General features: G+C 72.5%; 25 protein-coding genes and 1 tRNA gene. 14 read left to right on the top strand and 12 right to left on the bottom strand.

The window, feature by feature from the left end:
* Window positions 1–174 precede the first annotated feature (174 nt).
* Entirely contained in the window at window positions 175–726 is a 552-nt protein-coding gene (locus AAH991_RS12910) for a class I SAM-dependent methyltransferase (protein ID WP_346226020.1), read from the top strand.
* A 39-nt stretch (window positions 727–765) separates the two neighbouring features.
* A complete protein-coding gene (locus AAH991_RS12905; RefSeq protein ID WP_346226019.1) occupies window positions 766–2,205 on the top strand; it encodes a SpoIIE family protein phosphatase in 1,440 nt (479 codons plus the stop codon).
* Here the strand turns inward: AAH991_RS12905 and ftrA are convergent.
* The gene (ftrA, locus tag AAH991_RS12900; protein WP_346226018.1) at window positions 2,202–3,170 is read right to left on the bottom strand and encodes a transcriptional regulator FtrA; all 969 of its coding nucleotides are present in this window, start codon (window positions 3,168–3,170) and stop codon (window positions 2,202–2,204) included. The two genes, AAH991_RS12905 and ftrA, sit on opposite strands and share 4 nt — an antisense overlap.
* 72 nt (window positions 3,171–3,242) lie before the next feature.
* Here ftrA and AAH991_RS12895 point away from each other — a divergent pair, with 72 nt between their 5' ends.
* The 3 genes from AAH991_RS12895 to AAH991_RS12885 all read left to right on the top strand — a co-directional run bounded on the left by AAH991_RS12895 (window position 3,243) and on the right by AAH991_RS12885 (window position 4,394).
* Window positions 3,243–3,698: a rhodanese-like domain-containing protein gene (locus AAH991_RS12895; RefSeq protein ID WP_346226017.1), complete on the top strand. Its 456-nt coding sequence runs from the start codon at window positions 3,243–3,245 to the stop codon at window positions 3,696–3,698.
* Window positions 3,699–3,770: 72 nt separating this feature from the next.
* Window positions 3,771–3,846 (top strand) — tRNA-Ala (locus tag AAH991_RS12890).
* A 59-nt stretch (window positions 3,847–3,905) separates the two neighbouring features.
* On the top strand, window positions 3,906–4,394 hold the full coding sequence (locus AAH991_RS12885) for a nucleotidyltransferase domain-containing protein (RefSeq protein ID WP_346226016.1): 489 nt from the start codon (window positions 3,906–3,908) through the stop codon (window positions 4,392–4,394).
* On the opposite strand, the gene AAH991_RS12880 is transcribed toward AAH991_RS12885, so the two are convergent.
* Window positions 4,395–5,093: an HAD family hydrolase gene (locus AAH991_RS12880; RefSeq protein WP_346226015.1), complete on the bottom strand. Its 699-nt coding sequence runs from the start codon at window positions 5,091–5,093 to the stop codon at window positions 4,395–4,397.
* Between the two features lie 35 nt (window positions 5,094–5,128).
* On the bottom strand, window positions 5,129–5,581 hold the full coding sequence (locus AAH991_RS12875) for a winged helix-turn-helix transcriptional regulator (RefSeq protein WP_346226014.1): 453 nt from the start codon (window positions 5,579–5,581) through the stop codon (window positions 5,129–5,131).
* Window positions 5,582–5,699: 118 nt separating this feature from the next.
* Here AAH991_RS12875 and AAH991_RS12870 point away from each other — a divergent pair, with 118 nt between their 5' ends.
* On the top strand, window positions 5,700–6,404 hold the full coding sequence (locus AAH991_RS12870; protein ID WP_346226013.1) for an SDR family oxidoreductase: 705 nt from the start codon (window positions 5,700–5,702) through the stop codon (window positions 6,402–6,404).
* A gap of 45 nt (window positions 6,405–6,449) precedes the next feature.
* Window positions 6,450–6,656: a DUF6203 family protein gene (locus AAH991_RS12865; RefSeq protein WP_346226012.1), complete on the top strand. Its 207-nt coding sequence runs from the start codon at window positions 6,450–6,452 to the stop codon at window positions 6,654–6,656.
* 1 nt (window position 6,657) lies between these two features.
* Here AAH991_RS12865 and AAH991_RS12860 read toward each other — a convergent pair whose 3' ends face one another.
* Window positions 6,658–7,632: a GlxA family transcriptional regulator gene (locus tag AAH991_RS12860; protein ID WP_346226011.1), complete on the bottom strand. Its 975-nt coding sequence runs from the start codon at window positions 7,630–7,632 to the stop codon at window positions 6,658–6,660.
* Window positions 7,633–7,704: 72 nt separating this feature from the next.
* On the opposite strand from AAH991_RS12860, the gene AAH991_RS12855 reads away from it, so the two are divergent.
* The 3 genes from AAH991_RS12855 to AAH991_RS12845 are packed head-to-tail and all read left to right on the top strand — an operon-like array spanning window position 7,705 to window position 10,674.
* On the top strand, window positions 7,705–8,964 hold the full coding sequence (locus tag AAH991_RS12855) for an MFS transporter (RefSeq protein ID WP_346226010.1): 1,260 nt from the start codon (window positions 7,705–7,707) through the stop codon (window positions 8,962–8,964).
* A complete protein-coding gene (locus AAH991_RS12850) occupies window positions 8,961–9,635 on the top strand; it encodes a peptidyl-tRNA hydrolase (protein ID WP_346226009.1) in 675 nt (224 codons plus the stop codon). Before AAH991_RS12855 ends, AAH991_RS12850 begins: the two co-directional genes overlap by 4 nt.
* A gap of 46 nt (window positions 9,636–9,681) precedes the next feature.
* Entirely contained in the window at window positions 9,682–10,674 is a 993-nt protein-coding gene (locus AAH991_RS12845) for a hypothetical protein (protein WP_346226008.1), read from the top strand.
* Window position 10,675: 1 nt separating this feature from the next.
* Here AAH991_RS12845 and AAH991_RS12840 read toward each other — a convergent pair whose 3' ends face one another.
* Window positions 10,676–12,541, bottom strand: a complete 1,866-nt coding sequence (locus AAH991_RS12840) for a CASTOR/POLLUX-related putative ion channel (RefSeq protein WP_346226007.1) — start codon at window positions 12,539–12,541, stop codon at window positions 10,676–10,678.
* A 62-nt stretch (window positions 12,542–12,603) separates the two neighbouring features.
* Here AAH991_RS12840 and AAH991_RS12835 point away from each other — a divergent pair, with 62 nt between their 5' ends.
* Window positions 12,604–13,191 carry a Maf family protein gene (locus tag AAH991_RS12835; protein ID WP_346226006.1) on the top strand — a complete coding sequence of 196 codons (588 nt, stop codon included), beginning with the start codon at window positions 12,604–12,606 and terminating at the stop codon, window positions 13,189–13,191.
* A 10-nt stretch (window positions 13,192–13,201) separates the two neighbouring features.
* Window positions 13,202–14,008: an EI24 domain-containing protein gene (locus AAH991_RS12830; protein ID WP_346226005.1), complete on the top strand. Its 807-nt coding sequence runs from the start codon at window positions 13,202–13,204 to the stop codon at window positions 14,006–14,008.
* On the opposite strand, the gene AAH991_RS12825 is transcribed toward AAH991_RS12830, so the two are convergent.
* Window positions 13,981–15,573, bottom strand: a complete 1,593-nt coding sequence (locus tag AAH991_RS12825) for an ABC-F family ATP-binding cassette domain-containing protein (RefSeq protein ID WP_346226004.1) — start codon at window positions 15,571–15,573, stop codon at window positions 13,981–13,983. The genes AAH991_RS12830 and AAH991_RS12825 overlap by 28 nt on opposite strands.
* Before the next feature lie 226 nt (window positions 15,574–15,799).
* Here AAH991_RS12825 and AAH991_RS12820 point away from each other — a divergent pair, with 226 nt between their 5' ends.
* On the top strand, window positions 15,800–16,894 hold the full coding sequence (locus tag AAH991_RS12820; protein ID WP_346226003.1) for a DUF4192 domain-containing protein: 1,095 nt from the start codon (window positions 15,800–15,802) through the stop codon (window positions 16,892–16,894).
* Here AAH991_RS12820 and AAH991_RS12815 read toward each other — a convergent pair.
* On the bottom strand, window positions 16,873–17,223 hold the full coding sequence (locus AAH991_RS12815) for a hypothetical protein (protein WP_346226002.1): 351 nt from the start codon (window positions 17,221–17,223) through the stop codon (window positions 16,873–16,875). The two genes, AAH991_RS12820 and AAH991_RS12815, sit on opposite strands and share 22 nt — an antisense overlap.
* Before the next feature lie 200 nt (window positions 17,224–17,423).
* Between AAH991_RS12815 and AAH991_RS12810 the strand changes: the two genes are divergently transcribed.
* Entirely contained in the window at window positions 17,424–17,966 is a 543-nt protein-coding gene (locus AAH991_RS12810) for a DUF1707 and DUF4870 domain-containing protein (protein WP_346226001.1), read from the top strand.
* Between the two features lie 21 nt (window positions 17,967–17,987).
* Here the strand turns inward: AAH991_RS12810 and AAH991_RS12805 are convergent, their stop codons facing one another.
* From AAH991_RS12805 to AAH991_RS12785, 5 genes are all read right to left on the bottom strand, one after another.
* Window positions 17,988–19,514 (bottom strand): ATP-dependent DNA ligase, encoded by a 1,527-nt coding sequence (locus AAH991_RS12805; protein ID WP_346226000.1) that lies wholly within the window; start codon window positions 19,512–19,514, stop codon window positions 17,988–17,990.
* A gap of 98 nt (window positions 19,515–19,612) precedes the next feature.
* Window positions 19,613–21,115: a glycosyltransferase family 39 protein gene (locus tag AAH991_RS12800; protein ID WP_346225999.1), complete on the bottom strand. Its 1,503-nt coding sequence runs from the start codon at window positions 21,113–21,115 to the stop codon at window positions 19,613–19,615.
* A gap of 135 nt (window positions 21,116–21,250) precedes the next feature.
* Window positions 21,251–21,625, bottom strand: coding sequence for an FKBP-type peptidyl-prolyl cis-trans isomerase (locus AAH991_RS12795; protein WP_079316111.1), 375 nt, complete (start codon window positions 21,623–21,625; stop codon window positions 21,251–21,253).
* Window positions 21,626–21,757: 132 nt separating this feature from the next.
* Entirely contained in the window at window positions 21,758–22,426 is a 669-nt protein-coding gene (locus tag AAH991_RS12790; protein ID WP_346225998.1) for a YflT domain-containing protein, read from the bottom strand.
* A gap of 83 nt (window positions 22,427–22,509) precedes the next feature.
* Window positions 22,510–23,949, bottom strand: coding sequence for a GuaB1 family IMP dehydrogenase-related protein (locus tag AAH991_RS12785; RefSeq protein WP_346225997.1), 1,440 nt, complete (start codon window positions 23,947–23,949; stop codon window positions 22,510–22,512).
* Window positions 23,950–24,019 lie beyond the last annotated feature (70 nt).

Here is a 24,019-nt window from a genome sequence, read left to right as displayed (position 1 = left end):
GGTTCAGCCCCCTATCTAGAAGGAGGCAAAGACGGCTGATCATTAACGGCGGCGACGATGACAATCGAATCAGGACCGGACAATCCGCGTCAGGAGTACCGTGCCATCCAGGCCGAGGCGTTCAATCGCATCGGCGGCCGGTACGACGAGGCGTTCCCGCACAAGGAAGGCCAGGTGGCCGCCGGCGACTGGATGATCAAGCAACTCAAGCCGGGAGCGAGGGTCCTCGACGTGGGCTGCGGGACCGGCGCGCCCACGGCCCAGCAGTTCGCCGACGCCGGCTGCGAGGTGACCGGCATCGACATCTCCCCGGTCATGCTGGATCTGGCCCGGAAGAACGTGCCGACCGGGACCTTCCTCGAACGCGACGTGCTCGACCTCGACGACTCGCTCGGTGTGTTCGACGCCGCGACGGCCTTCTTCAGCCTGCTGATGCTGCCGCGCGCCGAGATCGAGCAGGCGCTGCACAAAATCCACGCCGTGCTCGCGCCGGGCGGCCTGTTCTCGCTGAGCATGGTGGAAATCGACCTCGACGACGTGCCTTTCCAGTTTCTCGGCGCGCCGGTGCGGGTGACCGGATATCTGCGCGACGAGTTGCGCGAGGTCATCGAAGGCGCCGGTTTCAGCGTGCTGTCGGAGAATCACCTTTCGTATGCTCCGGCGACCACCCAGGCGCCGCCGGAAATCCAGCTGTTCGTCAACTGCCGGCGTGACGACAAATTCTGAGCGGCCCCACCCGTGTCGGGAGACGGGGAACCGCTCGCCGTGCTGAGTGATGTCAGTGGGATCGTCCGTGCCATCGGCGAAAGCCCCGGGCCGGAGGAGGCGACGAGGGTTCTCTGCGAGGCGGTCGTGCCCGGCCTGGCCGACGCCGCCGCGGTCTACGTGGACGGCGCCGTCTGCCAGCGGGTCGATCCCGACGGACGGCTGCCGCCGCGCTGGACCGGCGACGGCATCCGTGAGGCGGCACTGCTCGACGGGCACCTGCTCGCCGTGCCCCTCCGCGCGTACGGCGCGCCGGTCGGCTGCGCGCTGCTGGCGCGCGACGCCCGGCGGCCGCCGTTCGGCGAGGCCCACGTGCTGGCCGCCGGGCAGTTCGCCGTGCCGGCCGCGCTCACGATCTTCCACGGGCGACGGGACCGGCAGCAGGACGAGACCCTGGAGATCCTCCAGCGCGGGATGCGCCCGGGCGACCCGCCCGAGCTGCCCGGGCTGGAGATCGCCTACCGCTACAAGCCCGCCGCCGAGCGAGTGGGCGGCGACTGGTACGACGTCATCCCGCTCCCGGGCAGCAGGGTCGCGCTGGTCGTCGGCGACGTGATGGGACACGGGCTGGCCGCGGCGGCCGTGATGGGTCAGCTTCGCACGGCCGTGCAGACCCTGGCCTCGCTCGACCTGCCGGCCGAGCAGGTGCTGCACTCGCTGGACGAGATGGCCCAGCGGCTGGCCGCGCAGACGCTCACCACCTGTGTCTACTGCGTGTACGACCCGGTGCTGCGCAGATGCACGATCGCGAGCGCCGGGCACCTCCCGCCGATCCTGCTGGGGCCGGACGGCAAGGCGGAGGTGCTGTCGCCGCCCCGGTGCCCGCCGATCGGGCTGGGCCGTACGCCGTTCGAAACTATGGAGATCGCGGCGGAGGACGGCAGCATGCTCGTCCTCTACACCGACGGGCTCGTGGAGGAGCGCGGGCAGGACATCGGGCTGAGCGTGGAGTCGCTGCGCCGCAGGCTCGCGAACGGCACCTCGATCGAGGCGCTGAGCGACGACGTGCTGTCCGCGGCCAGGACCGACGACGTCACCGTGCTCGCCATCCGGTTTCGCGGCATCCCCAGCGAGCACGTCGCCCAGTGGCTGCTGGAGCCCCAGCCGACGACGCCGGGGCGCGTGCGCGGCCTGGTCCGCCGGACGCTCGACTCGTGGGGCCTGACGCGGCTGATCCCGGTGGCCGAGCTGCTCGCCGGAGAGCTCGTCACCAACGCCGTACGGCACACCCAGCGGCCCATCACCCTCAGGCTGCTGCGCACCGACCACCTGTTGTGCGAGGTCAGCGACGACGACCACCGGCTGCCGGTGGTCCGCGAGCCCGGCCCGCTCGACGAGGACGGCAGAGGGTTGTATCTGGTCAGCCAGCTCGCCGAGCACTGGGGGACCAGCCGGGTCGCCGGAGGCAAGACCGTCTGGTTCTCGCTGGCGATTCCCTAACGCCGGAACGCCTTGCGGTAGGCGGAGGGCGACGTACGCATCGACCGGCCGAAATGGTGGCGGAACGTCACAGGGCTCTCGAAGCCGACGGCGGTTGCGATCTCCTCGATCGGAGCCGCCGTCGCCTCGAGCAGCGGCAGGCTGGCCGCGATCCGCTGCGCGATCACCCACCGCAGGGGGCTCGTCCCGGTGCGCCGCCCGAAGTGCCGGATGAAGCCGCGCTCCGACATCCCGGCGACCCGGGCCAGCGCGGCCACCGTGACCGGCCGGGTGAGATCGGCCAGCACCCAGTCCATCACCCTGCCCACCGCGTCGTCGTCCTCCACGGCCGCGACCGGCGCCTCGGCGAACTGCGCCTGCCCGCCTTCGCGGTGCGGCGTCACCACGAGCCTGCGGGCCACCGCGTTGGCCACGCCCGGCCCGTGGTCGCGCCGGACGAGGTGGACGAGCAGGTCGAGCCCCGCCGCGCTGCCCGCACTGGTCAGCACGTCGCCCTCGTCGACGTACAGCACGCCGGGATCCACCCTGACCTCGGGGAAACGCCGCTGGAGCAGCTCGGCGTACCTCCAGTGGGTCGTCGCGGCCCGCCCGTCGAGCAGCCCGGCGGCGGCGAGGGCGAAGGCGCCCGAGCAGATCGACACGATCCGCGCGCCCCGCGCGTGCGCCCGGCGCAGGGCGTCCGTGAGGGCGGGGGAGACCTCCGCCCGCACGTCCGGGACGCCGGGCACGACCACGGTGTGCGCCCCGGCGAAGACGTCGAGCCCGTGCGCCGCCTCGATCGTGAACCCGCCGACCGCCCGCAACGGGCCGGGGCTTTCCGCGCACACGGCCAGCTCGTACCACGGGACGTCCAGCTCCGGGCGCGGCAGTCCGAAGACCTCGACGACGCAGCCGAGTTCGAAGGGGCTCATGCCGTCGAAGGCCAGCACCGACACGGTACGGCTCCGATGGGGCAGCGGAAGCATGGCGGGATATTAGCGATATTGGGCTTTCGCGCCTCTTCTGGGGCGGTGGGGTGGCCGGGCACCCTGATGGGCATGTCCGCCGTAACGCACACGCCGGCCGCCGAGCCGGCCACCGCCGTCGCCCACTTCTCCGCCCGGCTGGCCTTCGAGACCGACGTGTCCGACGTACGCGCCGATCTGCTCTCGGGCGAGCCGGGGATCGTGGTGGTCGACTCCCGCAGCGCGCAGAGCTGGCGGCAGGGTCACATCGAGGGCGCGGTCCACCTGCCCACGGCGGAGATCGCCGTCCGGGCGCCCGCGTTGATCCCCCGCGACGCGACCGTGGTCGCGTACTGCTGGGGACCGGGCTGCAACGGCGCGACCCGCGCGGCGCTGGAGTTCGCCCGGCTGGGCTACCGGGTCAAGGAGATGCTCGGCGGGTTCGAGTACTGGGTGCGCGAGGGCTTCCCGGTCGTGGAGCCCTCCGGCGTGCGCGCGCGGCCGGCCGATCCGCTCACCGCGCCCCGGGGAGCCGCCTGCGCCTGCTGAGACCTTCTCGGTTACACCCACGCCGCGAAAGTCCGATACACTGGCCACGCACCGCCGACGCGGTGTGGGTAAGGGGCTATAGCGCAGCTGGTAGCGCACTTCCATGGCATGGAAGGGGTCTGGGGTTCGAGTCCCCATAGCTCCACCATGATCGATGAGGCATCGCGAGAGCCGTCCTCCGGCCGGAGGGCGGCTCTCGGCGTTTCCATGGACGCCGAGACGGTCTGCGGCATCTACGGATATCTCGCCGAACGTGGCGTGAAGATCTGGATCGACGGCGGCTGGTGCGTCGACGCCCTCCTGGGACGGCAGACGAGGCGGCACCCGGATCTCGATGTGGCGCTCGGCCGCGAGGACGAGGAGCGGTTCGTCGAACACATGGCGAGCCTCGGATACACCAGAAGGCACGACGGCGACGACACCGCGTGGAACTACGTCCTGACCGATGACCGGGGCCACAGCGTCGACGTGCACGTCTTCGAGTACGACCAGTCCGGGCGGAACGTCTACGGGATCGCGTATCCCCACGGCTCGCTCACCGGCGAAGGCACGATCGACGGCCGTACCGTGGCCTGCGTCGCGCCGGAGTGGATGTTCGCCTTCAAGACGGCGTACGCGCCCGCGGACAAGGACCTCGCAGACGTCCGCGCGCTGAGCGAGGCGTTCGGCTTCGAGATACCGCCGACCCACCGGTGATCACCGGGCCATGAGGCGCAGGGCGAGCTCACGTAGATCCGCAACGGTCATGGACGGCGTTTCGTCATGGGGCCATGCGCGCTGGTCGCGATTGATCCAGGCGGTGTCCAACCCGGCCCTCCGTGCGGCGATGACGTCCTCGGCGGGGTCGTCGCCCACGTGCAGGACGTCGCCGGCCTCGAGTCGCATCCGATCCAGCATGAACCGATAGATCTCCGGGTCCGGCTTCTGGAATCCGCATTCGGCGGCGACCACCACCGACTCGAAGACGCCGTCCAGGCCCAGGCGACGGGGATGGGTGTTGCCGTTGGTCACGAGCGCGAGGCGATGGCGCGACTTCAGGCCGGCCAGGCTTTCCCGCACGTCTTCGTGGACGCGCAACCGCGCCCACCGGGCGCGCATGTAGACGTCGTACACGTCGCGAGCCAGCGTGGGATCGGCGTGTCCGCACTGCGCCAGGGCGGCCTCGAACGACGCCAGCCGGATCTTCTCCATGCTCCGACCGCGATACGCGTCGAGACGGGCGACCGAATCGCGGATTTCGCGTAACCAGTGCGCGGTCACCGGCCCGTCCGGCCTGCCGACCCCCGACTCGCGGAGCAGGCGAGCGGCGTCCTCGAGTGCGAGGCTCATCGCGGTCTCGAAGTCCCACAGTGTCCCGTCCCCGTCGAAGGACAGAGCCCGATAGGCGCCGGACAAGTGGCTCCCCCCTCGCCGGATACCGGCGCGGCCGGTCAGTGACCCGTGCGCGCGAAGGCGACCGCGTCCAGCGGGACGGCGTGCCCCTCGGGGTCGGTGAACGACACGTCCAGCCGCGCCCCGGTCCGCCGATCGCGGCGTTCGACCGTCGGTCCCGCGAGCCGGGGCGCGTGGCGGTCCCCCCACTGCTGCAGCGCGCCGAGGATCACGAGCGCGTCGCGGCCCGAATCGGTCAGGTGGTACTCGTACCGGGTGCGGGCCCCGGTGTCGCGGTAGGGCCGCTTCTCGACGACGCCCGCACCGGCGAGCGTCGCCAGCCGGGTGGTCAGCAGATTCGTGGCGATCCCCAGGCGCTGCTGGATGTCGGCGAAGCGGACGGCTCCCGTGTGCAACTCCCGCAGTATCAGCGGCGTCCACCGCTCTCCGAGGAGGGTCACCGCCCGCTCGATGGAGCACGTCATCGAGTCGGGGAGTTCGGTGGTCGTCATCGCACGCCTCGCTCGCTCGTCGCCGTTGGGATCCAGGCTAGCCCGAAGATGCTGACTTGCGATTTTAAAGTCAGCTCTCTAGCCTGGACGCGAAGTCGTCGAGGGATGGAGACGAACAATGAGGATCGAGGGATCGGTCGCGCTGGTCACGGGCGCGAACCGTGGGCTCGGACGGTGCTTCGCGGCCGCGCTCCTGGACCGTGGCGCCGCCAAGGTGTACGCGGCGGCGCGCAGGCCGGAGACGGTCGACCTGCCGGGCGTGGTGCCGCTCGCCCTGGACATCACCGACCCCGCGTCCGTCCGGGCCGCCGCCGAGCGCGCCCGCGACGTCGACCTTCTGATCAACAACGCCGGAGTCTCCACGGGCTCGTCGTTCGTCACCGGTGCGCTCGACGACATCCGCCTGGAGATGGAGACGCACTACTTCGGCACGCTCGCCATGGCTCGTGAGTTCGCCCCGGTCCTGGGCGGTAACGGGGGCGGCGCGATCCTCAACGTGCTGTCGGTGCTGTCGTGGTTCACCGCCCCGCAGGTGGCCGGCTACTCCGCGGCCAAGGCGGCCGCGCTTCAGCTCACCAACGGTCTCCGCCTCGAACTGCGGGAGCAGGGCACGCTCGTCACGGCGCTGCACGTCGGATACATGGACACCGACATGGCCGCCCACGTCGACGGCCCGAAGATCGACCCGGCGGAGGTCGCGGACCGGGCCCTGCGGGGGATCGAGCAGGGGAGCTTCGAGGTGGTCGCCGACGACGTGAGCCGCCAGGTGCGGGCCATGCTGTCCGGCGACGTGGCCGGACTGTATCCGCAGCTGGCGTCCTGAACGGCGGGCACATGACGACGTCCGTGCCGGGTAGGGGCGGATGTCATGAAGAGGATCCTGCAGCTCGTCGTCACCCGCTGGCTGGCGCGTACGCCGATCGGGATGGTCCTGCTCGGCCTCGGGTGGCTGTTCATGCGCAAGCGGCGGGCCCGCAAGCAGCAGCCCGCGCAGACCCCGGCGCTCCGCGAGCCCGGACGCCGGTCGGGCAACCCGTACGCCTGGCGCGGTCCCGCCGCCGGCGACCGCCGGTGATTCACCCGAGCGCGGCGGGCGTGCGGAACGTCTGCCGGTAGACCAGGGGGGACACCCCCACGGCGGCGTGGAGGTGCTGGCGGAGTGAGACCGCGCTGCCGAACCCGGCCTTCCTGGCGATCGCGTCGACCGGCAGGTCGGTGGTCTCCAGCAGGTGCCGGGCATGGGCGATCCGCTGCCCGGCGAGCCACCTGGCCGGGCTGAGGCCGGTCTCCTCCCGGAACCTGCGGGTGAACGTCCGCACGCTCATGCGGGCGTGCGCGGCCAGTGCCGCCAGGTCGACCGGCTCCTCCAGGTGTTCGAGCATCCACGCCCGGGTCGGCGCCGTGGTCGTCCCTGCGGGGTCGGGCAGCGGCCGCTCGATGAACTGGGCCTGGCCGCCTTCGCGGAACGGCGGGGTGACGCACCGGCGGGCGGTGCGGTTGGCCACCTCGCTGCCGTGGTCGCGCCGGATGACGTGCAGGCACAGGTCGATCCCCGCAGCCACACCCGCCGAGGTCAGCACGTCGCCGTCGTCGATGAACAGCACGTCGGGATCGAGCCGTACGCGGGGGAACAGCGCGCGGAAGCCGGTGGCGTTGCGCCAGTGCGTCGTCGCCGGACGCCCGTCCAGCAGGCCCGCGGCGGCCAGCACGAAGGCGCCGGTGCAGATGGAGATGAGCCGGGCCCGTCCCGCGGCGCCCCACAGCGCCGCGCGTACCTCCTCGTCGAGCGTGCCGTTCTCCACCGGGGTCCCGCTGTGGATGCCCGGCACCACCACCGTGTCCGCGGTCTCGAGCACGCCGAGGTCGTGGTCGGGGACCACGCTGTAGCCCGCCCGGCTCCGCACCGGGCGTCCGCCCGGGGTGCAGGTGACGACCTCGTACAGCGGGCCGGGGTCGCGGGCGGCCCAGAACACCTGACCGGGGATGCCCAGGTCGAGGGTGGCGAAATCGTCCAGGGCCAGTACGGCGACGCGGTGCACGGCCGGTTGCATGGCCCGATTCTTTCACATGTTGACCTCCCGGCCACTATCCCCGGTGGCGGACACAACGGGATGATGCTCGCCATGAAGTCGCTGCATCGCGCCTGGATCGTCGCCGCCGTCGCCTTCGTCGCGATCATCGGGGCGGCCGGGTTCCGCGCCTCGCCGGGCGTGATGATCACGCCGCTGGAGGACGAGTTCGGCTGGTCGAGGGGCACGATCTCGCTCGCCGTCTCGGTGAACCTCATGCTCTACGGGCTGTGCGCGCCGTTCGCGGCGGCGCTCATGGACCGCTTCGGCATGCGCCGCGTCGTCTCCTGCGCCCTGCTGCTGGTGGCGGTGGGCAGCGGCCTGACCGTTCTCATGACCGCGAGCTGGCAGCTCGTCGCGCTCTGGGGCGTCCTGGTCGGGCTGGGCACCGGCTCGATGGCGCTCGTCTTCGCGGCCACGCTGACCGACCGCTGGTTCGTACGGCACCGCGGTCTGGTCACCGGCGTGCTCACGGCGGGCGGGGCGACGGGACAGCTCGTCTTCCTGCCGGTGCTCGCGCACCTGGCCGAGTCGCAGGGCTGGCGGTGGGCCTCGGTCACGGTGGCGGCGGCCGCGCTCGCCGTCGTCCCGCTCGTGTGGTTCCTGCTCAGGGACACGCCGGAGGAGCTGGGCCTGACCGCGCTGGGCGCGACCGAGCCGGTCGCGCGCACGCCGGGCAAGGGCGCCGCGGCGCGGGCCGTACGGGTGCTGCGGGACGCCGCCCGCACCCGGCGCTTCTGGTATCTCTCGCTCGGCTTCGCCATCTGCGGGGCGAGCACGAACGGCCTGGTCGGCACCCATTTCATCCCGGCCGCCCACGATCACGGCATGTCGGAGACGACCGCCGCCTCGCTGCTCGCCGTCATCGGGATCTTCGACATCGCCGGCACCGTCTTCTCCGGCTGGCTGAGCGACCGGGTGGACCCGCGGCTCCTGCTCGTCGTCTACTACGGGCTGCGCGGGCTGTCGCTGCTGGTCCTGCCGCAGCTGTTCGCCGCCACGGCCGAGCCGAGCATGCTGGTCTTCATCGTCTTCTACGGCCTCGACTGGGTGGCCACCGTGCCGCCGACCGTCGCCCTGTGCCGCAAGATCTTCGGCGCGGACGGCGCCGTGGTGTTCGGCTGGGTCTTCGCCTCCCACCAGATCGGCGCGGCCGTCGTCGCCACCGTGGCCGGGCTCACCCGGGACCACCTGGGGAACTACGACCTGGCGTGGTACGGCTCGGGCGCGCTGTGCCTGCTGGCCGCGCTCATGTCGTCCCGTATCGTCACGCGTGTCCGGGATCGCCGCGAAGCTGCGATCCTTGTCGGGTGACCGAACGCGTTCTTCCCCTGGTCGTACGCATCGAGCGGGCCGCGCCGCCGCGGCGCACCGACGCGCTGGAGGCGGCCGCGACGGCGGTGGTGCTCCTGCTGGACGGTGCCGAAGACAGTGCCGAGAACGGCGGACAGTGGCCGCAGGAGGTCGCCGAGTGGCAGGACGGCCGGATCAGGAAGGTGGTCAGGCGGGCACGCGGCGCCGAGTGGCGGCGTGCGCTCGCCCTGCCCGGCATCACCGTCGCCGTGGGCACGGCCGAGGTCCGCGTGCATCCTCCGGTGCCGCTCGACGGCTGGCCGCGCGACCTGGCCAGGCTCCAGGTGTCGGGCACCGAGCTCGTCGACGACGTGGCGCCGCCGGAAGCGGGCCCCGATGACGTGGTGCTCTGGGTCAATCCCCGTCTGGAGATGACGGCGGGCAAGGCGATGGCCCAGGCGGGCCACGGCGCGCAGTTCGCCTGGTGGGGCGCGGGGGAGACGGACCGGGCGGCCTGGCGCGGGCGCGGCTTCGCCGTACGGGTCAGGACGGCCGCCCCCGGACGGTGGGACGCGCTGGCCGCGAGCGGGCTGCCGGTGGTCAGGGACGCGGGGTTCACCGAGATCGAACCGGGCTCCGCGACGGTCGTGGCCGACGCGCCGTGGCTGCGGGTGGGCGTTCCCGAAGTGTGATGGGGAAGGCACCCGAAATAGCGGGATTTGCCGTACGCTCCCGATCGTGTCACCTGGGGACTACGGGACGAAGGCCGTCCCCTCTTACATAGCGGCCGAGGCCGAGACCACTCCGCTACCGAAGATCACGGTCCCTGAGCCGGCGCCGCCGGCGAGTCCCCCCAGGAAACTCGGGGACCTGCCGATGCGGGTGGTCTACAAGGTCGTCGCGGTCGCGGCGGGGGTCGCCGTGCTGGGGGCGGGCGCGGCCGTCGTGCTGCTGAACCGGGACGACCCCGACACCATGGCCGCGGCGCCGCGCCAGTCCGCCGTGGTCGGCCTGCCTTCGGCGGTGTCGGCCTCGTCCGCGTCGAGCGCCGCCGCGCCGGCCGCGGGCGCGGCGGCCACGCCCGGTCTCAGTCCTCTCTCCAGCCCACTGTCCAGTCCGGCCGTGAGTCCTGCGGCCAGTGTGGCGGCCAGTCCGGACGCCGTGGATCCGGCGCTCGCGGCGGCCCTGAAGGACCCCCGGGTGCCCGCGCTGCCGAAGGCCGACCGCCGGCTCCGCGACCTGCCCGGCCGGGCGGCCGCCACCCGCGGCCTGGTCAAGGACCGCCGCTCCGGTGTCGCCCTGCCCCGCTTCGCGAAGGGGTGGGCGCTCGCGACGCCCACGCCGTTCGCCTCCCGCCAGTTGCTGCCCAGGGTGAAGGGCGCGTCGTACCGGGGGATGCTGGTCTCCTGCCCCGTGCCGATCCCGGAGCAGGAGACGCTGCGCGACACCGCGTTCCTGGCCGCCCGGTGGACTCTGAACCATCACCCCTCGGGCGCCACGATCACCTGGACGGCCTCCCAGCCGATGAAGGCGGGCAAGCGGAAGGGCTGGCTGCTGGGCTACACCGTCCACTACACGCTCAAGGGCGAGAAGCGGGTCTCCGCGGCCGCGCTGGCCCTCGTGGACGTTCCGGAGAAGAAGCCCGCCGTCGTGTTCGTCACGATCCCCGACAGCCAGAAGAAACGCTGGCGCGACATCAACACGGTGATGTCGTCGGTCAGGGCGCTCTGACTCAGCGCTCGGCGAGAACGATCACGGAATCGCCGGGGGCGAACGTCACCGGCCGGGACCGGTCCGGGTTGAGCACGACGCCGTAGTGGGGCGTCTCCCCGGTCTTCGCAGCCAGGCGGTAACCGATCGCGGTCTCGCCGCGGCGCAGCGCCGACTCCACGAGCGTCCGGAAGGCGACGGGCGCGCCGGTCGTCACGTAGTTCTCCACCGGCCGCGGGTAGGCCTCCGCGCCGGCGGAGTCGAACAGCTGCCCGAAGACCTCGGCGAGGTGCGGGTTCTCGGCGAGCTGCGCGAGCAGCAGGCCGATGACGGTGTCGCTGATCACGATGTCGTCGGCCTCGGTGACCTCGGCGAGCGAACGGTTGTTCTCGTCGTGCATCTCGCTCGCGATGGAGTACTTCTCGCCGAGGATCGCCTGCATGTCGCGCAGCTGCAGCAGCGTCATCAGGGTCCGGGTGTCGGCCTGGCGGGGGGCGTACCTGTCGTCGGAGAGCACGATGACGTGCTGGTAGACGCCGACACCGAGGGACTCCAGGGCGTACCTGTCCGTGCCGTCGCACTCCTTGACGTTCACCGTGAGGTTGCGCAGGTCCCCCAGGCCGGCGCCGGCGCCGGGGTGGTCGGTCGCGACGTCGAGCACCGATCCGGATGTGACGTAGCCGTCGAGGTGGCGGATGATCCGCGCGGCCCGGCCGTTCCAGCCCACCATCAAAGTCCGCTCGACGGCCGGCTCCGGGGCTCGCGCGGAGACGATGTGCCGATCGTCGACGGGCATGGCGGTGTTCGCCAGGCGGACCAGCGAGTCGTCCTTGGCGAGCACGACGAGTTCGTCGGACGCCCCGACCACCGTGTCCGGCGGCGGGTTGAGCAGCACGCCGCCCGCCGTGCGCAGGCCGAGGACGGACGCGGTCGCGTACGCGTGGAGGGCCTCGCCGTACGACCTGCCGGCGAGGGCGGGTTCGCGGCGCAGATAGATCTCGCTGCCGTCGAAGTTCAGCAGGTCCATGCTGACCACGGACATGCCGGACTGCCGGGACGACTGCACGAGCAGCCGCGCGGCGATGTCGTCGCTGTCGACCAGGTGCACCCTCGGTCCGCCGGCCAGCCGGGCGGCCGCCATGTTGCGCGACGCGGCGATGGAGGCGACCACCGGGGGATGCTCCCCGGCCCGCTTGGCCAGCGCGAGCAGGGTCTTGATGACCTGCGCGTCCGGGTCGTCCTGCTCGGGGGACAGCACGACTATCGCGCGCGCCGTGTTCAGGCTCATCAGGCCGAGGTCGGCCGGTTCCGTGGGGCTGCCGGTGCGGCAGACCAGCCGTGTCCTGCCGGTGTCTCCCACCCGGGCGCGGACGGCGTCCTCCATGGCGGGCTTGTCCCTGTCGGCCAGGATCGCGATGACCGAGCCGCGCTGGCTGGCGTGCGCCTTGAGCAGTTCGGCGACGATCGTGAACAGCTGCTCCGACCAGCCCAGGATGACGGTGTGGCCGCTCTCGATGACGCGCGAGCGGCCCTTGCGCAGCTCTTCGATCTTGCCGCGCAGGCCGGCCGCGAGGACGCCCACGAGGATGCTGACGATGAAGATGCCGCCGAGGGACAGGCCCAGCATGATGGCCAGGAAGGGCGCCGTCCCGGCGTCCCCGGAGATCTTGCCCGGACTGAGCGCGTGCATGAGCGACAGCCACAGCACCCCGGGCCAGCCGTCGTGCCGGAGCGCCTCGTCGGGGGCGAGCCACATGGTGAGGACGCTCGCCACCACGATCAGGACCAGGGACACCAGGGCCAGCCAGCCGATCAAGGCGGCGGTGCCCTTCGCCATGGTGTTGTCGAACCAGTAGCTGAGACGTTCCTTTACTGTATGTTTTGACACCTGTGTCCCTCGCCGGTAATGGGTAAACGCGAGACATGGTAGAAGCGGCTAGGCTGCTCTGTGTGACGGACCTGATACTTGCCTCCGCCTCGCCCGCCCGCCTCGGTGTGCTGCGGGCGGCCGGGCTCGATCCGAAGGTGATCGTCAGCGGCGTCGACGAGGACGCGATCACCGCTGCCACTCCTGGGGAGCTCTGCCTGAAACTGGCCGTGGCCAAGGCGGACGCCGTCGCCGGGACGCTCGGCGACGGCATCGTGATCGGCTGCGACTCGGTGCTCGAGCTCGACGGCGTCGCCTACGGCAAGCCGGGGACGCCCGAGGAGGCGGTGCGCCGCTGGCACATGATGCGGGGCAGGACCGGCCGGTTGCTGACCGGGCACAGCGTGGTCGACGTGGCGGGGGGCCGCGGGGTGTCGGAGGTGGCGGCGACCGTGGTGCGGTTCGGCACGCCGTCCGACGAGGAGATCGAGACGTACGTCGCCAGCGGGGAGCCGTTGCGCGTGGCGGGGGCGTTCACGCTCGACGGCCTGGGCGGCTGGTTCGTCGAGGGCATCGAGGGCGACCACGGCAACGTGCTCGGCATCTCGCTGCCCCTGCTTCGCCGCCTTTTCGCCGATCTGGACGTGCCGGTGACGACCTTGTGGCGCTAGCCTGCCCGCCATGAGTGGCATGGGGCGGCCCGCCGGACGGCGCGGCATCGGCGGTTTCGCCGAGGGAATCGGGTTCTGCTTGCGGGGTCTCGGGTGGGTCGCCCGGCATCCCCGCTGGTGGTCGTTCGGGTTGATCCCGGCTCTGATCGCGTTGGTGCTGTACGCACTGGCGCTGGTCTGGCTGGGCACGCACGCCACCGACGTGGCGGCCTGGGCGACGCCGTTCGCCGACGACTGGGGCTGGCGCGACACGTTCCGCACGCTGGTCGGCGTGATGATCTTCGTGGTGGGTCTCGCGCTCGCCGTGCTGACGTTCACCGCCGTCACGCTCGTCATCGGCGACCCGTTCTACGAGAAGCTGTCGGAGAAGGTCGAAGAGGATTGCGGCGGCCTTCCCGGCGGCGACCAGCCCTTCTGGTCGTCCCTGTTCCGGTCGATCCGCGACAGCCTCGTCACGCTCTGGTACGTCCTGCTGTTCACGGTGCCGCTGTTCGTGCTCGGTTTCGTGCCGGTCGTCGGGCAGACCGTGGTGCCCGTAGTCGGGGCGTTCGTCTCCGGGTTCTTCCTCACGGTCGAGCTGACCGCTCTGGCAATGGAACGCCGGGGCCTGCGGCGCAAGGAGCGCTTCGCCCTGCTCCGGTCGAACATGTCCGCCACGCTCGGGTTCGGTGTGCCGCTCTTCCTCGCGTTCATGGTGCCGCTCGTCAGCGTCGTCGCGATGCCCGGCGCGGTCGCCGGCGCCGCCATGCTCGTCCGCATGCGTCTGGCGCCGGCGGCCGTACCGGAGGGTCAGGCCAAGGACACGAGGCCGGCGTAGCCGGCGTTCCACATGTCCTCGACCCCGTCGGGCAGCAGCAGGACGCGGTCGGGGCGCAGGGCCTCCACGGCGGCCTCGTCGTGGGTGACCATCACGACGGCGCCCCGGTAGGAGGCGACCGCCGCCAGCACCTCGTCCCGCGACGCGGGGTCGAGGTTGTTGGTCGGCTCGTCGAGCAGCAGCACGTTGGCCTGCGAGCTGACCAGGGTGGCCAGCGCCAGGCGGGTCTTCTCACCGCCCGACAGCACACCGGCGGGCTTGCCGGCGTCGTCCCCGCCGAACAGGAACGAGCCGAGGATCCGGCGCGCCTCGCCGTCGCCCAGGTGCGGCGCGGCGGCGGCGAGGTTCTGGGCGACGGTGCGCGCCGGGTCGAGCGTGTCGTGCTCCTGCGCGAAGTAGCCCAGCCGCAGACCGGGTCCGTGCACCACGCGGCCCGAGTCGGGGCGTTCCCGCCCGGCGAGGATCCGCAGCAGGGTGGTCTTGCCCGCGCCGTTGAGACCGAGGACGACGAGCCTGCTGCCGCGGTCCACGGCCAGGTCGACACCGGCGAGCACCCGCAGGTCGCCGTACGCCTTGGTGAGGCTGATCGCGCCCAGCGGGGTACGGCCGCAGGGGGCGGGCTCGGGCAGCCGGATGCGGGCGACCTTCTCGGCGCGGCGGGCCGGCGCCGCCTCGGCCAGCATGCGGTCGGCCCGCCGCGCCATCTCCTTGGCCCGCGCGGCCGTCGACTTGCCGGCGCGCATCCTGTCGGCCTGCGCGTGCAGCGCCACGGCCTTGCGCTCGGCGACCGCCCGCTGCCGGGCGCGGCCGCGCTCGGCGGCGTCGCGGTCGGCCAGATAGGTGCGCCAGCCGGTGTTGTGCACCTCCAGCGCCGCCCGGCCGGGGTCGAGGTGCCAGATCCTGTTCACGGTGTCCTCCAGCAGCGCGGTGTCGTGGCTGATCAGGACCAGCCCGCCGGTGCGGCCGGCGAGGAACGAGCGGAGCCAGGTGACGGAGTCGGCGTCGAGGTGGTTGGTGGGCTCGTCGAGCAGCAGCGTGCCGTGCCCGGCGAACAGGATGCGGGCGAGTTCGACCCGGCGGCGCTGCCCGCCGGACAGGGTGCCGACCGGCTGGGCCATGACCCGGTCGGGCAGGCCGAGCCCGGCGGCGATGCGGGCGGCCTCGGCCTGCGCGGCGTACCCGCCGCGGGCCTCGAACTCCGCCTCGGCCCGGACGTACCGCCGCATCGCCCGCTCCCGCAGGGCGGGGTCGGCCATGGCCGCCTCGGCGGCCCGCAGCGCGCGCTCGGCCTCGTCGAGGCCCCGGGCCGACAGGATGCGGGCGGCGACGGTGAGGGACGGATCGGCCGCCGCGGGATCCTGCGGGAGATAACCGACCGGGCCGGTGCGGGTGACGGTGCCCGCGGCCGGTCGCAGTTCGCCGGCCAGGGTCTTCAGCAGGTTGGTCTTGCCCGCGCCGTTGCGGCCGACCAGGCCGACGCGGTCGCCGGGGGAGACGTGGGCGGTGACGTCGGACAGCAGGAGACGGGCGCCGACGCGCACGTCGACACCGCGAAGGGTGATCATGGGATTACGCTCCGGAGAAGCTCAAGGACACACGGGTGGCGTGGAAGCGGGTGTCCGAGCTAGGAGATCCGGGGCAGAGACATGGCGCCGAGTGTAGGCCGAGCGCTCTGTCCGGGGCCAGCGGTTTTCCGGCCGCCCGGCCGCCAGGTTGTCCACAGGAGGACGGCTGTCCCCAGAACGCGCTTCGGCCGCCTTGAGGCCCGGCCGTCCGGCGAGGCTTGCGGCCATGACGATTCCGAAGCTCGTGCTCTCCTCGCCGGCGGACATCCTCGCCGCCGTGCCCTATCTCGTCGGGTTCCATCCCGCCGACAGCCTCGTCGTGACCGGCTTCGCCGGTGCGGAGGTGCGGCTGACGACGCGCTGGGACCTGCCGGTCGCCGCCGAGGACCTCGACCGGCTGGTCTCGCTGCTGCGCCGCGAGGCGGTGACGGCCGTTTTCGTCATCGGGTACGGTTCCGGCGCCGCGGTGACCCCCGCCGTCGACACGGTGACCCGGCTGCTGCGTGCCGAGGGCATCGGGGTGACCGAGAGCCTCCGGGCCGAAGGCGGGCGCTACTGGTCCTACTCCTGCGACAGCGCGACCTGCTGTCCCGCGGAGGGCACGCCGTACGACACCGAACGCAGCCGTGTCACGGCGGAGGCCGTGATGCACGGGCTGGTCGCCCTGCCAGACCGGGGCAGCCTGCGGCGATCGGTCGAGCGGTGCGGCGGTGCGGCGATGCGGGAGGCCACCCTCCGCGTGATGGCCGAGCTGCGGGCGTTGCCGGAGCCCGGGGGACCCGCCGCCGACGAACTGGCCGCGCGGTTCGTGGCCGAAGGGCTGGCACGGGTGCGCAGAGCCCTCGGCCTGTACGACTCCGGGGGCCGGCTGGACGACGACGGCGCCGCGCGACTCGGGCTCGACCTCGCCGTGGTCAGGGTGCGGGACGAGGCCTGGGCGTTGGTCGACGACCGTGACGCGCACATCGCGTTGTGGCGCGACCTCACCCGCCGCCTGGAGCCGGGCCACGCCGCGCCCGCGGCCTCACTGCTGGCGGCCGCCGCGTGGCATCGGGGGGAGTGCGCACTCGCGGGGATGGCGCTGGACCGGGCGCTCGCCGCCGACCCCGGCTATTCGATGGCGCTCCTGCTCCGGCAGGCCCTGACGTACATGATGTCCCCCGCCATGCTGCGCGACCGCATGCCGACGCCGGAGGAACTCGACGACGAGATGGGCCGTCCCCGGGCGATCTGGCTCGCGCCGCTGCGCGCACTGCTGGCCCGGGGCCTGCCCGAGCCGGCGCCGGTGCCGGGCGGCCGTCAGACCGGGTCGCCGTCCTGAGCCCGGCGGCGGCGCTCGTTGTAGGCCCGCATGCGGGCGGGGTAACCGGTGAGCTGCACGTCGTAGACCGGGAGAGCGAGGTCCCTGGCGACCTTGGCGATGACCGCGGGAGATCCGACACGGCGGCGGGTCCACTCACCGTCGTGCGCGACGGCCACCGCGGTGGTGTCGGTCGCGAAGGTCTCGGGCTCGACGTAGAACTCGACGCCACGCCGCGTCTTGGCGAACTCGATGAGGGTCTCGACGTCGGCGTCGGTCGCCTCGCGGTCGAACTTGGCCACGCGGGCGCCCCGTCGCCGCCGGAGCCCATAGCGATCTCGCCATCTCATAGTGCTTGTATACATCGCCGTGGATCACGATGACGTTAAGGGAACGGTCTCGGGGCGATGTCGGGGATGTCCCTGATGCCGCCGGGCGCGTAACCGGCCCAAGATGGAGGCAGACTCGAAGAGAGCCGAGCAGTCGACGTGACGGAAGGCTATGCGTGATGCCCACGGCAGTGACACCACCCTGGCAGGGCCGTGCCCCTATGCCACATCCTCAGTTGCGCGTCACCAACCAGGACCGCGAACAGGTGGTCGAGCATGTCAAGGCGGCCTACGCCGAGGGCAGGCTCGACAAGCACGAGATGGACGAGCGCCTGCACCTGGCGATGACCGCGCGCACGCACGCCGACCTCGTGCCCATCATGAACGACCTGTACGGGACCCGGCCGGCCTACGTCCCCCGGCCGCCCTCGTACCACGCGCCCGCGGCCCCCGACGGGGGAGACCGGGTCGGGGCGGCGGCCTCGCACCTGTTCGGGCTGCTGGGGTTGTTCATCGTCGGCCCGCTGCTGATGATGGTGACCGCGGGGCGGACGTCCCCCTACGTCAGGAAGCACGCGGTGGAGTCGCTGAACTTCCACCTCACCGTGCTGGGGGCGACCGTGCTGCTGCCGATCACCGTCGTCGGGCTCGTCCTGGTGCCGGTCGTCTGGGTCGTCGGACTGGCCCTGTGCATCGTCGGCGGGGTGTCGGCGCTCGCCGGCACCGAGTTCCGCTACCCGCTGACCATCCGCCTCGTGAAGTGACGTCCGGAGCGGGGCGTACGGTCAGGGCATGAGCGCGCGGACCGCGGCCGCGGTGTCGGCCTCCTCGGGCCGCTTGTCGGGCCGGTAGCGCAGGACCCGCGCGAACCGCAGCGCCATGCCGCCGGGGTAGCGGCTCGACCGCTGCACGCCGTCGAAGGCGATCTCCACGACCAGCGCGGGCCTGAGCGTGACGACGTAGTCGTCCGCCGGCCCCTCCGCCAGTCGCAGGAACTGCTCGGTCTGCCAGGTCAGCAACTCGTCGGTGAGACCCTTGAACGTCTTGCCGAGCATCACGAAGCCGCCGGTCTCCGGGTCGTAGGCGCCGAGATGCAGGTTGGACAGCCGGCCCCGGCGCCGTCCGCTGCCCCATTCGGCGGCCAGCACGACCAGGTCGAGCGTGTGCCGTGGCTTGACCTTGACCCAGCCCGCCCCCCGCCGGCCCGCGGCGTACGGCGTGCGCAGCGACTTCACCACGACGCCCTCGTGGCCCCGCCGTACGGCGTCGCCGAAGAACGCCTCGGCCTCGTCGGCGTCGGCCGTGACGAGCCGAGGCGTGACCAGCCCGGCCGGGACCGCGGCCTCCAGCGCGGCGTGCCGCTCCTCGTCGGGCAGATCGAGGAGGTCGGCGCCGTCCACGCGCAGGGCGTCGAAGAAGAAGACGGTCAGCGGCACGGTCGCGCGCAGCGACGCCACGTCGGTCCTGCTGGCCACCCGGCCGGAGGTGACCTGGAACGGCTCGGGGCGGCCGTCCGGGCGCAGGGCGATGACCTCGCCGTCGAGCACGAGGTCGGTCCCGGGCAGGCCGAGCACGGCCTCCACCAGTTCGGGGACCTGGGCGGTGATGTCGTCGAGCGTCCGGGTGAAGACGGCGACCCGGTCGCCCGACCGGTGGGCCTGGACCCGCACGCCGTCGAGCTTCCACTCCACCGCGGCGGGGGCGCCGGCCTTCTCCAGCGCGGCGGTCACGCTGGGCGCGCTCTGCGCGAGCATCGGCGCCACCGCACGCCCGACCTCCAGGTGGAACGCCTTCAGCTCCGCGACGCCGCCGCGCAGCGCGGCCGCGCCGACGGCGGGCAGCGAGCCGCGCAGGGTCAGGGCCCGGCGCACCTCGGCCGCGGGCACGTTCGCGGCCATGGCGATCGCCTCGATCATCACGCCGTTGAGCGCTCCCTGGCGCAGCTCGCCCGTCAGCAGCCGGTGCATGAACGACTGCTCCTGACGGGTGAGGGCGCCGAACAGCTCGCCCAGCAGCTCACGCCGCGCGGCCTGCGAACCGGCGCCGGACCGGGACTTGATGCGTTCGAGCAGCTCGTCGACCCGGGTCAGGGTCGCCGTGGCGACCTGACGCGGCTCGGGGAGGTCGGACAGGCTCCGCCACCCCACCCCGATCTGCCGCTGCGGCAGCTCACCCGACAGGTACGCGATGGCGATCTCGGCCTCGTCGGCTCCCACCCTGCAGAGCAGCTCGCCGAGATGCCTGATCTTGGCGAGCCGCGCCGAGTCCGCGGCGACGGCCGCGGAGGTCCTGGCAAGGTCGATCAGCAACACACCGTAATCCTGCCTCACCACAACGGCAGATGCCCAGGCCGGGGGTCGGGCACCAGGGAGTGTCCGGCGCGGCAGGTCCGTGATTCGTCAGACACGACCTAGCTGTAGTGACGCGCGCTCGGCCACAGCTGGCGCCAGGGACGGACGGGGTCGCGGCAGACCGTGATCGGCACGCCCCGCTCCTCGCCCGGCATTCCGCTCAGCCTGCCCGCCGGGACGCAGCGGGTGAAGACGGTGGCGAGGTCGGCGGGCGGGTAACCGACGGACACGACCACCCGGGTCCCCTCCGGCGGCGGCCCCCACCACCACAGCTCGTTGTGGCCGCTGTACACCGCGGGCAGCCCGAACTCGCCCGCCCAGCGGCGCAGCGCGCCGGCCTCGCCGTAGTTCGCCGCGAGCAGCACCGCCCCGGCGCGCTCGGCGGCGGGCAGGCCGTCCACCACTCGTGCCGTCTGCGCGGCCACGTCGCGCATGCCCACCGACTCGCGGGCGACCTCGTTGACGGCGGCCACGGGCGTTCCCCCGAGCGACGCGGCCGGGACGACCGGCAGCGCCACCACCACCGCGACCACGGCGCCGGCCGCCAGTGCCGTGGCCAGTGCCGCCCGCCACCGCCACCCGGCCGCCGTGACGCAACCGGCCGCGAACAGGTAGAGCAGGAACGCGCCGGTGTAGTCGGGGCGGCCGCCCGAGTACAGGATCAACGCGCAGGCCACGGGATAGGCGATGGCGAGCGAGCGGACCCGCCGGTTCCGCCACAGCCGCAGCCACCCGGCCGCGCACACCACCGCCTGTACGGGCCCGAGCAGCACGATCTGAAGGGGGACGAAGGACGCCCGGTTGTCCGCGCCCTCGTCGATCCGCAACGCCTGGGCCATCTGGAGCTGCGGCCAGTCGTGCGTGGCCTGGTAGACCAGGTTGGGCGAGGCGATGGCCAGGGCCAGAAGGACGCCCGCCCACAGCCGCCTGTCCCGCAGTACCTCGCGCGGACCGGCCACGAGGACGCCCAGGCCGACGCCGCCCAGCAGCACCACGATCAGATCGCGGTTGTACGCCGCGATCCCGCACAGTGCCCCCGTCCAGAGCCAGTAGCGCCCGTCCCCCCTGAGTAGCACCCTTAGCAGGCACAGCGTGACCGCGCTCCACAGCACGAGGTCGGGGGTGAGGGTCAGCAGCGCGTGCCCGGCCACGAGAGGCAGCACGGAGGTCGCGGTCCCGGCCGCGGCGAGGATCTGGGCGGTGCGGCCGCCGCCCAGCTCGCGGGCGGCCAGCGCGACGAGCACGACCAGAGCCCCGGTGCACAGGGCGGGGACGATCCGCAGCGCGACGACCGTGTCCCCGAAGAGCGTGGTGGACAACCGGGCGATCATCGGCGTCAGCGGCGGAGTGTCGAAGTAGCCGAGCCGCGGCCGTTCACCCAGCATGCGGAAGTACAGCTCGTCGCGGTGGTAGCCGTACCACGGGCTCACCGCGAGGAGCACGGCCACGGTCACGGCGGCGATCGCGGCCACGGCCCGGGGTGGCGCGGCGAGCGGTCCGCCCGCCCGGACACCGCGGCCGGCCACCGGCGTGCCGGCGACCGCCTGGCCGTCCGCGGTCACGCCGGCCTCCCGGAAGCCGGCGTTCGCAAGGGGCCGCCTCTGGAGCCGTGCTTCGGGAGGGCATCGTCCACGCGGCCATCATCCTCGAAGCGCTCCGGCTCGCCTACCCCCGGACAGGCGCCGCCCGGTGTCCGGTCAGCCGACGCCGAGCAGGTCGACGACGAAGATGAGCGTCTCACCGGGCTTGATGAGGGCGCCCGCGCCGCGGTTGCCGTACCCGAGGTGCGGGGGGATCGTCAGGCGGCGCCGCCCGCCGACCTTCATGCCGGCCACGCCGCGGTCCCAGCCGGCGATGACCCGGCCGCCGCCGAGCGGGAACTGGAACGGCTGACCGCGGTTCCAGGAGGCGTCGAACTCCTCACCCGTGGAGAACGCCACCCCGACGTAGTGGACGGTTACGTTCTGCCCGGGCTTGGCCTCCGGCCCGTCCCCCTCGACGAGATCCACGATCTCCAGGTCCGCGGGCGGCGCGCCCTCGGGAAAGTCGATCTCGGGCTTCTCCAGTGCCACGTGGGCCTCCTGTTCTTCCAGTGCCGGAAGTTCCGACCGGCTGACGACTCTACCGGTGACGGCCGACACGACGACGCCTTCCCCACACGGCGTGGGGAAGGCGTCGCGACTTCCGTGGACGACGGGGGGAGGTTATGGGCGAGGGCCCCGCGACGCGCCCGCCCGGTCGTCGTCGCGCACCTCCTCGGCCCGGGGTCCGGACTCCGGGAGACCGGTGGCCTGCGGCGCCGTATCGCCCGTGGTGACCGGAGACGTGGTGGCCGGAGACGCGGTGACGGGACCGGCCGACGGCGGGCGCTCGACGACGACGGTGTCGGCCGGCTGCACGCCGCCCTGCAGCAGCGCCTGGGCCTGGTCGAGCATGGGGGAGGCCACCAGCACGTCGTAGCGTCCGGCGACGATCGAGCTCCTGGACGAGAAGTCGCGCGTCCCGCCGGTGAAGGCGTGGCTCGTGAAGCCGAAGGCGGCGCCGGCGATGGCGCCCCAGAGGATCGACCACAGCACCAATCCGATGAACGAGGTCGTGGTCGAGGTGAACAACCCGAGGAACAGGCCGACGACGAGTCCGAACACCGCACCGGTGATCAGGCCCGACAGTGCGGCCCTGCCGTTGGTGAGCCGTCCGGTGACGGTCTCCTCCAGGCGCAGGTCGCTGCCGACGATCGCGGTGTTCTCCACCGGGAACCCGGCGTCGGACAGGGTGTCGACGGCGCGCTGCGCCGCCGTGTAGTTGTCGTAACTGACCAGCAGCCGTCTGTCGACCGCCGGACTGACCGGCCCTCCGGCCGGGGAGTACTGCATGATCGCCTCCACGGGGTAGTGCGGTCGGTACACGAACGCACTACCCCGACAGAGCTCGATATTCCTGTGCGGAATAGGAGGAGTCACCAACTCTGGTAAAGTGGCATGCCCTCGCTGTAGCCGGAGGCGCTCTGCACGCCGATCACGGCCCGCTCGTGGAACTCCTCAAGCGTCGTGGCGCCCGCGTACGTGCAGGAGGAACGCAGACCGGCCACGATGGCGTCGATCTGGTCCTCCACACTGGGCCGCGCCGGGTCGAGGTACATCCGCGACGTCGAGATGCCCTCCTCGAACAGCGCCTTGCGGGCCCTCTCGAACGGCGAGTCGTCGGCGGTGCGCAGCCGTACGGCGCGGGCCGAGGCCATGCCGAAGTTCTCCTTGTACTTGCGCCCGTCGGGCGCGGTGCGGGTGTCGCCGGGCGACTCGTACGTGCCGGCGAACCACGAGCCGATCATGACGTTGGAGGCGCCCGCGGCGAGCGCGAGCGCGACGTCGCGGGGGTGGCGCACGCCGCCGTCGGCCCACACGTGCCGGCCGAGGCGGCGGGCCTCGGCCGCGCACTCCAGCACGGCGGAGAACTGCGGCCGTCCCACGCCGGTCATCATCCGGGTCGTGCACATCGCGCCCGGACCCACGCCGACCTTCACGATGTCGGCGCCGGCCTCGACGAGGTCGCGTACGCCCGCCGCGGTGACGACGTTGCCGGCCGCGACCGGCACGGAGGGCTCGAGCGCGCGTACGGCCCGCAGCGCGGAGATCATCTTCTCCTGGTGGCCGTGCGCCGTGTCGACCACGAGCACGTCGACGCCGGCGTCGAGCAGCTCCTTGGACTTGGCGGCCACGTCGCCGTTCACCCCGACGGCCGCCGCGACGCGCAGCCGGCCGCGCGCGTCGAGGGCGGGCTGGTAGAGGGTGGAGCGCAGCGCCCCGGTGCGGGTGAGGATGCCGACCAGGCGGCCGTCCTCGTCCACCACGGGCGCCAGCCGGTGGCGGCCCTCGTGCAGCGCGTCGAACGCGGTCTGCGGGTCGACGCCGCGCGGCAGCGTCTGCGGTGAGGCGGTCATGACCTGGGAGAGCTGCGTGAACATGTCGACGCCGTGGCAGTCGGCCTCGGTCACCACGCCGACCGGGCGGTTCTCCCAGTCCACGACGATGACCGCGCCGTGCGCGCGCTTGGGCAGCAGGGTGAGCGCCTCGCCCACCGTGTCGTGGGCCGTGAGCGTGATGGCCGTGTCGTGGACGAGGTCGCGGCTCTTCACCCAGTCGATGACATCGGCGACCACGTCGATCGGGATGTCCTGGGGGATGACGGCGATGCCGCCGCGCCTGGCGACGGTCTCGGCCATGCGGCGGCCCGCGACGGCCGTCATGTTGGCGACGACGACGGGGATCGTGGTGCCGGTTCCGTCGCCGGTGGACAGGTCCACCGCGAGGCGCGACCCGACGGAGGAACGGGACGGCACCATGAACACATCGCTGTACGTGAGATCGTAGGGCGGCGTCACATCATTGAGGAATCGCACGTTTGTCCAGCCTACGTTGTGAGCGGGTCATACCCGGCATTCCCGGCCGCCGCCGTACCAGACCCGGACA

It is taken from the genome of Microbispora sp. ZYX-F-249, assembly GCF_039649665.1.
In the GTDB taxonomy this organism is placed as follows: domain Bacteria; phylum Actinomycetota; class Actinomycetes; order Streptosporangiales; family Streptosporangiaceae; genus Microbispora; species Microbispora maris.
Note: the sequence above shows the minus strand (reverse complement) of the source record. Positions and strands in the feature narration are given on the sequence as shown.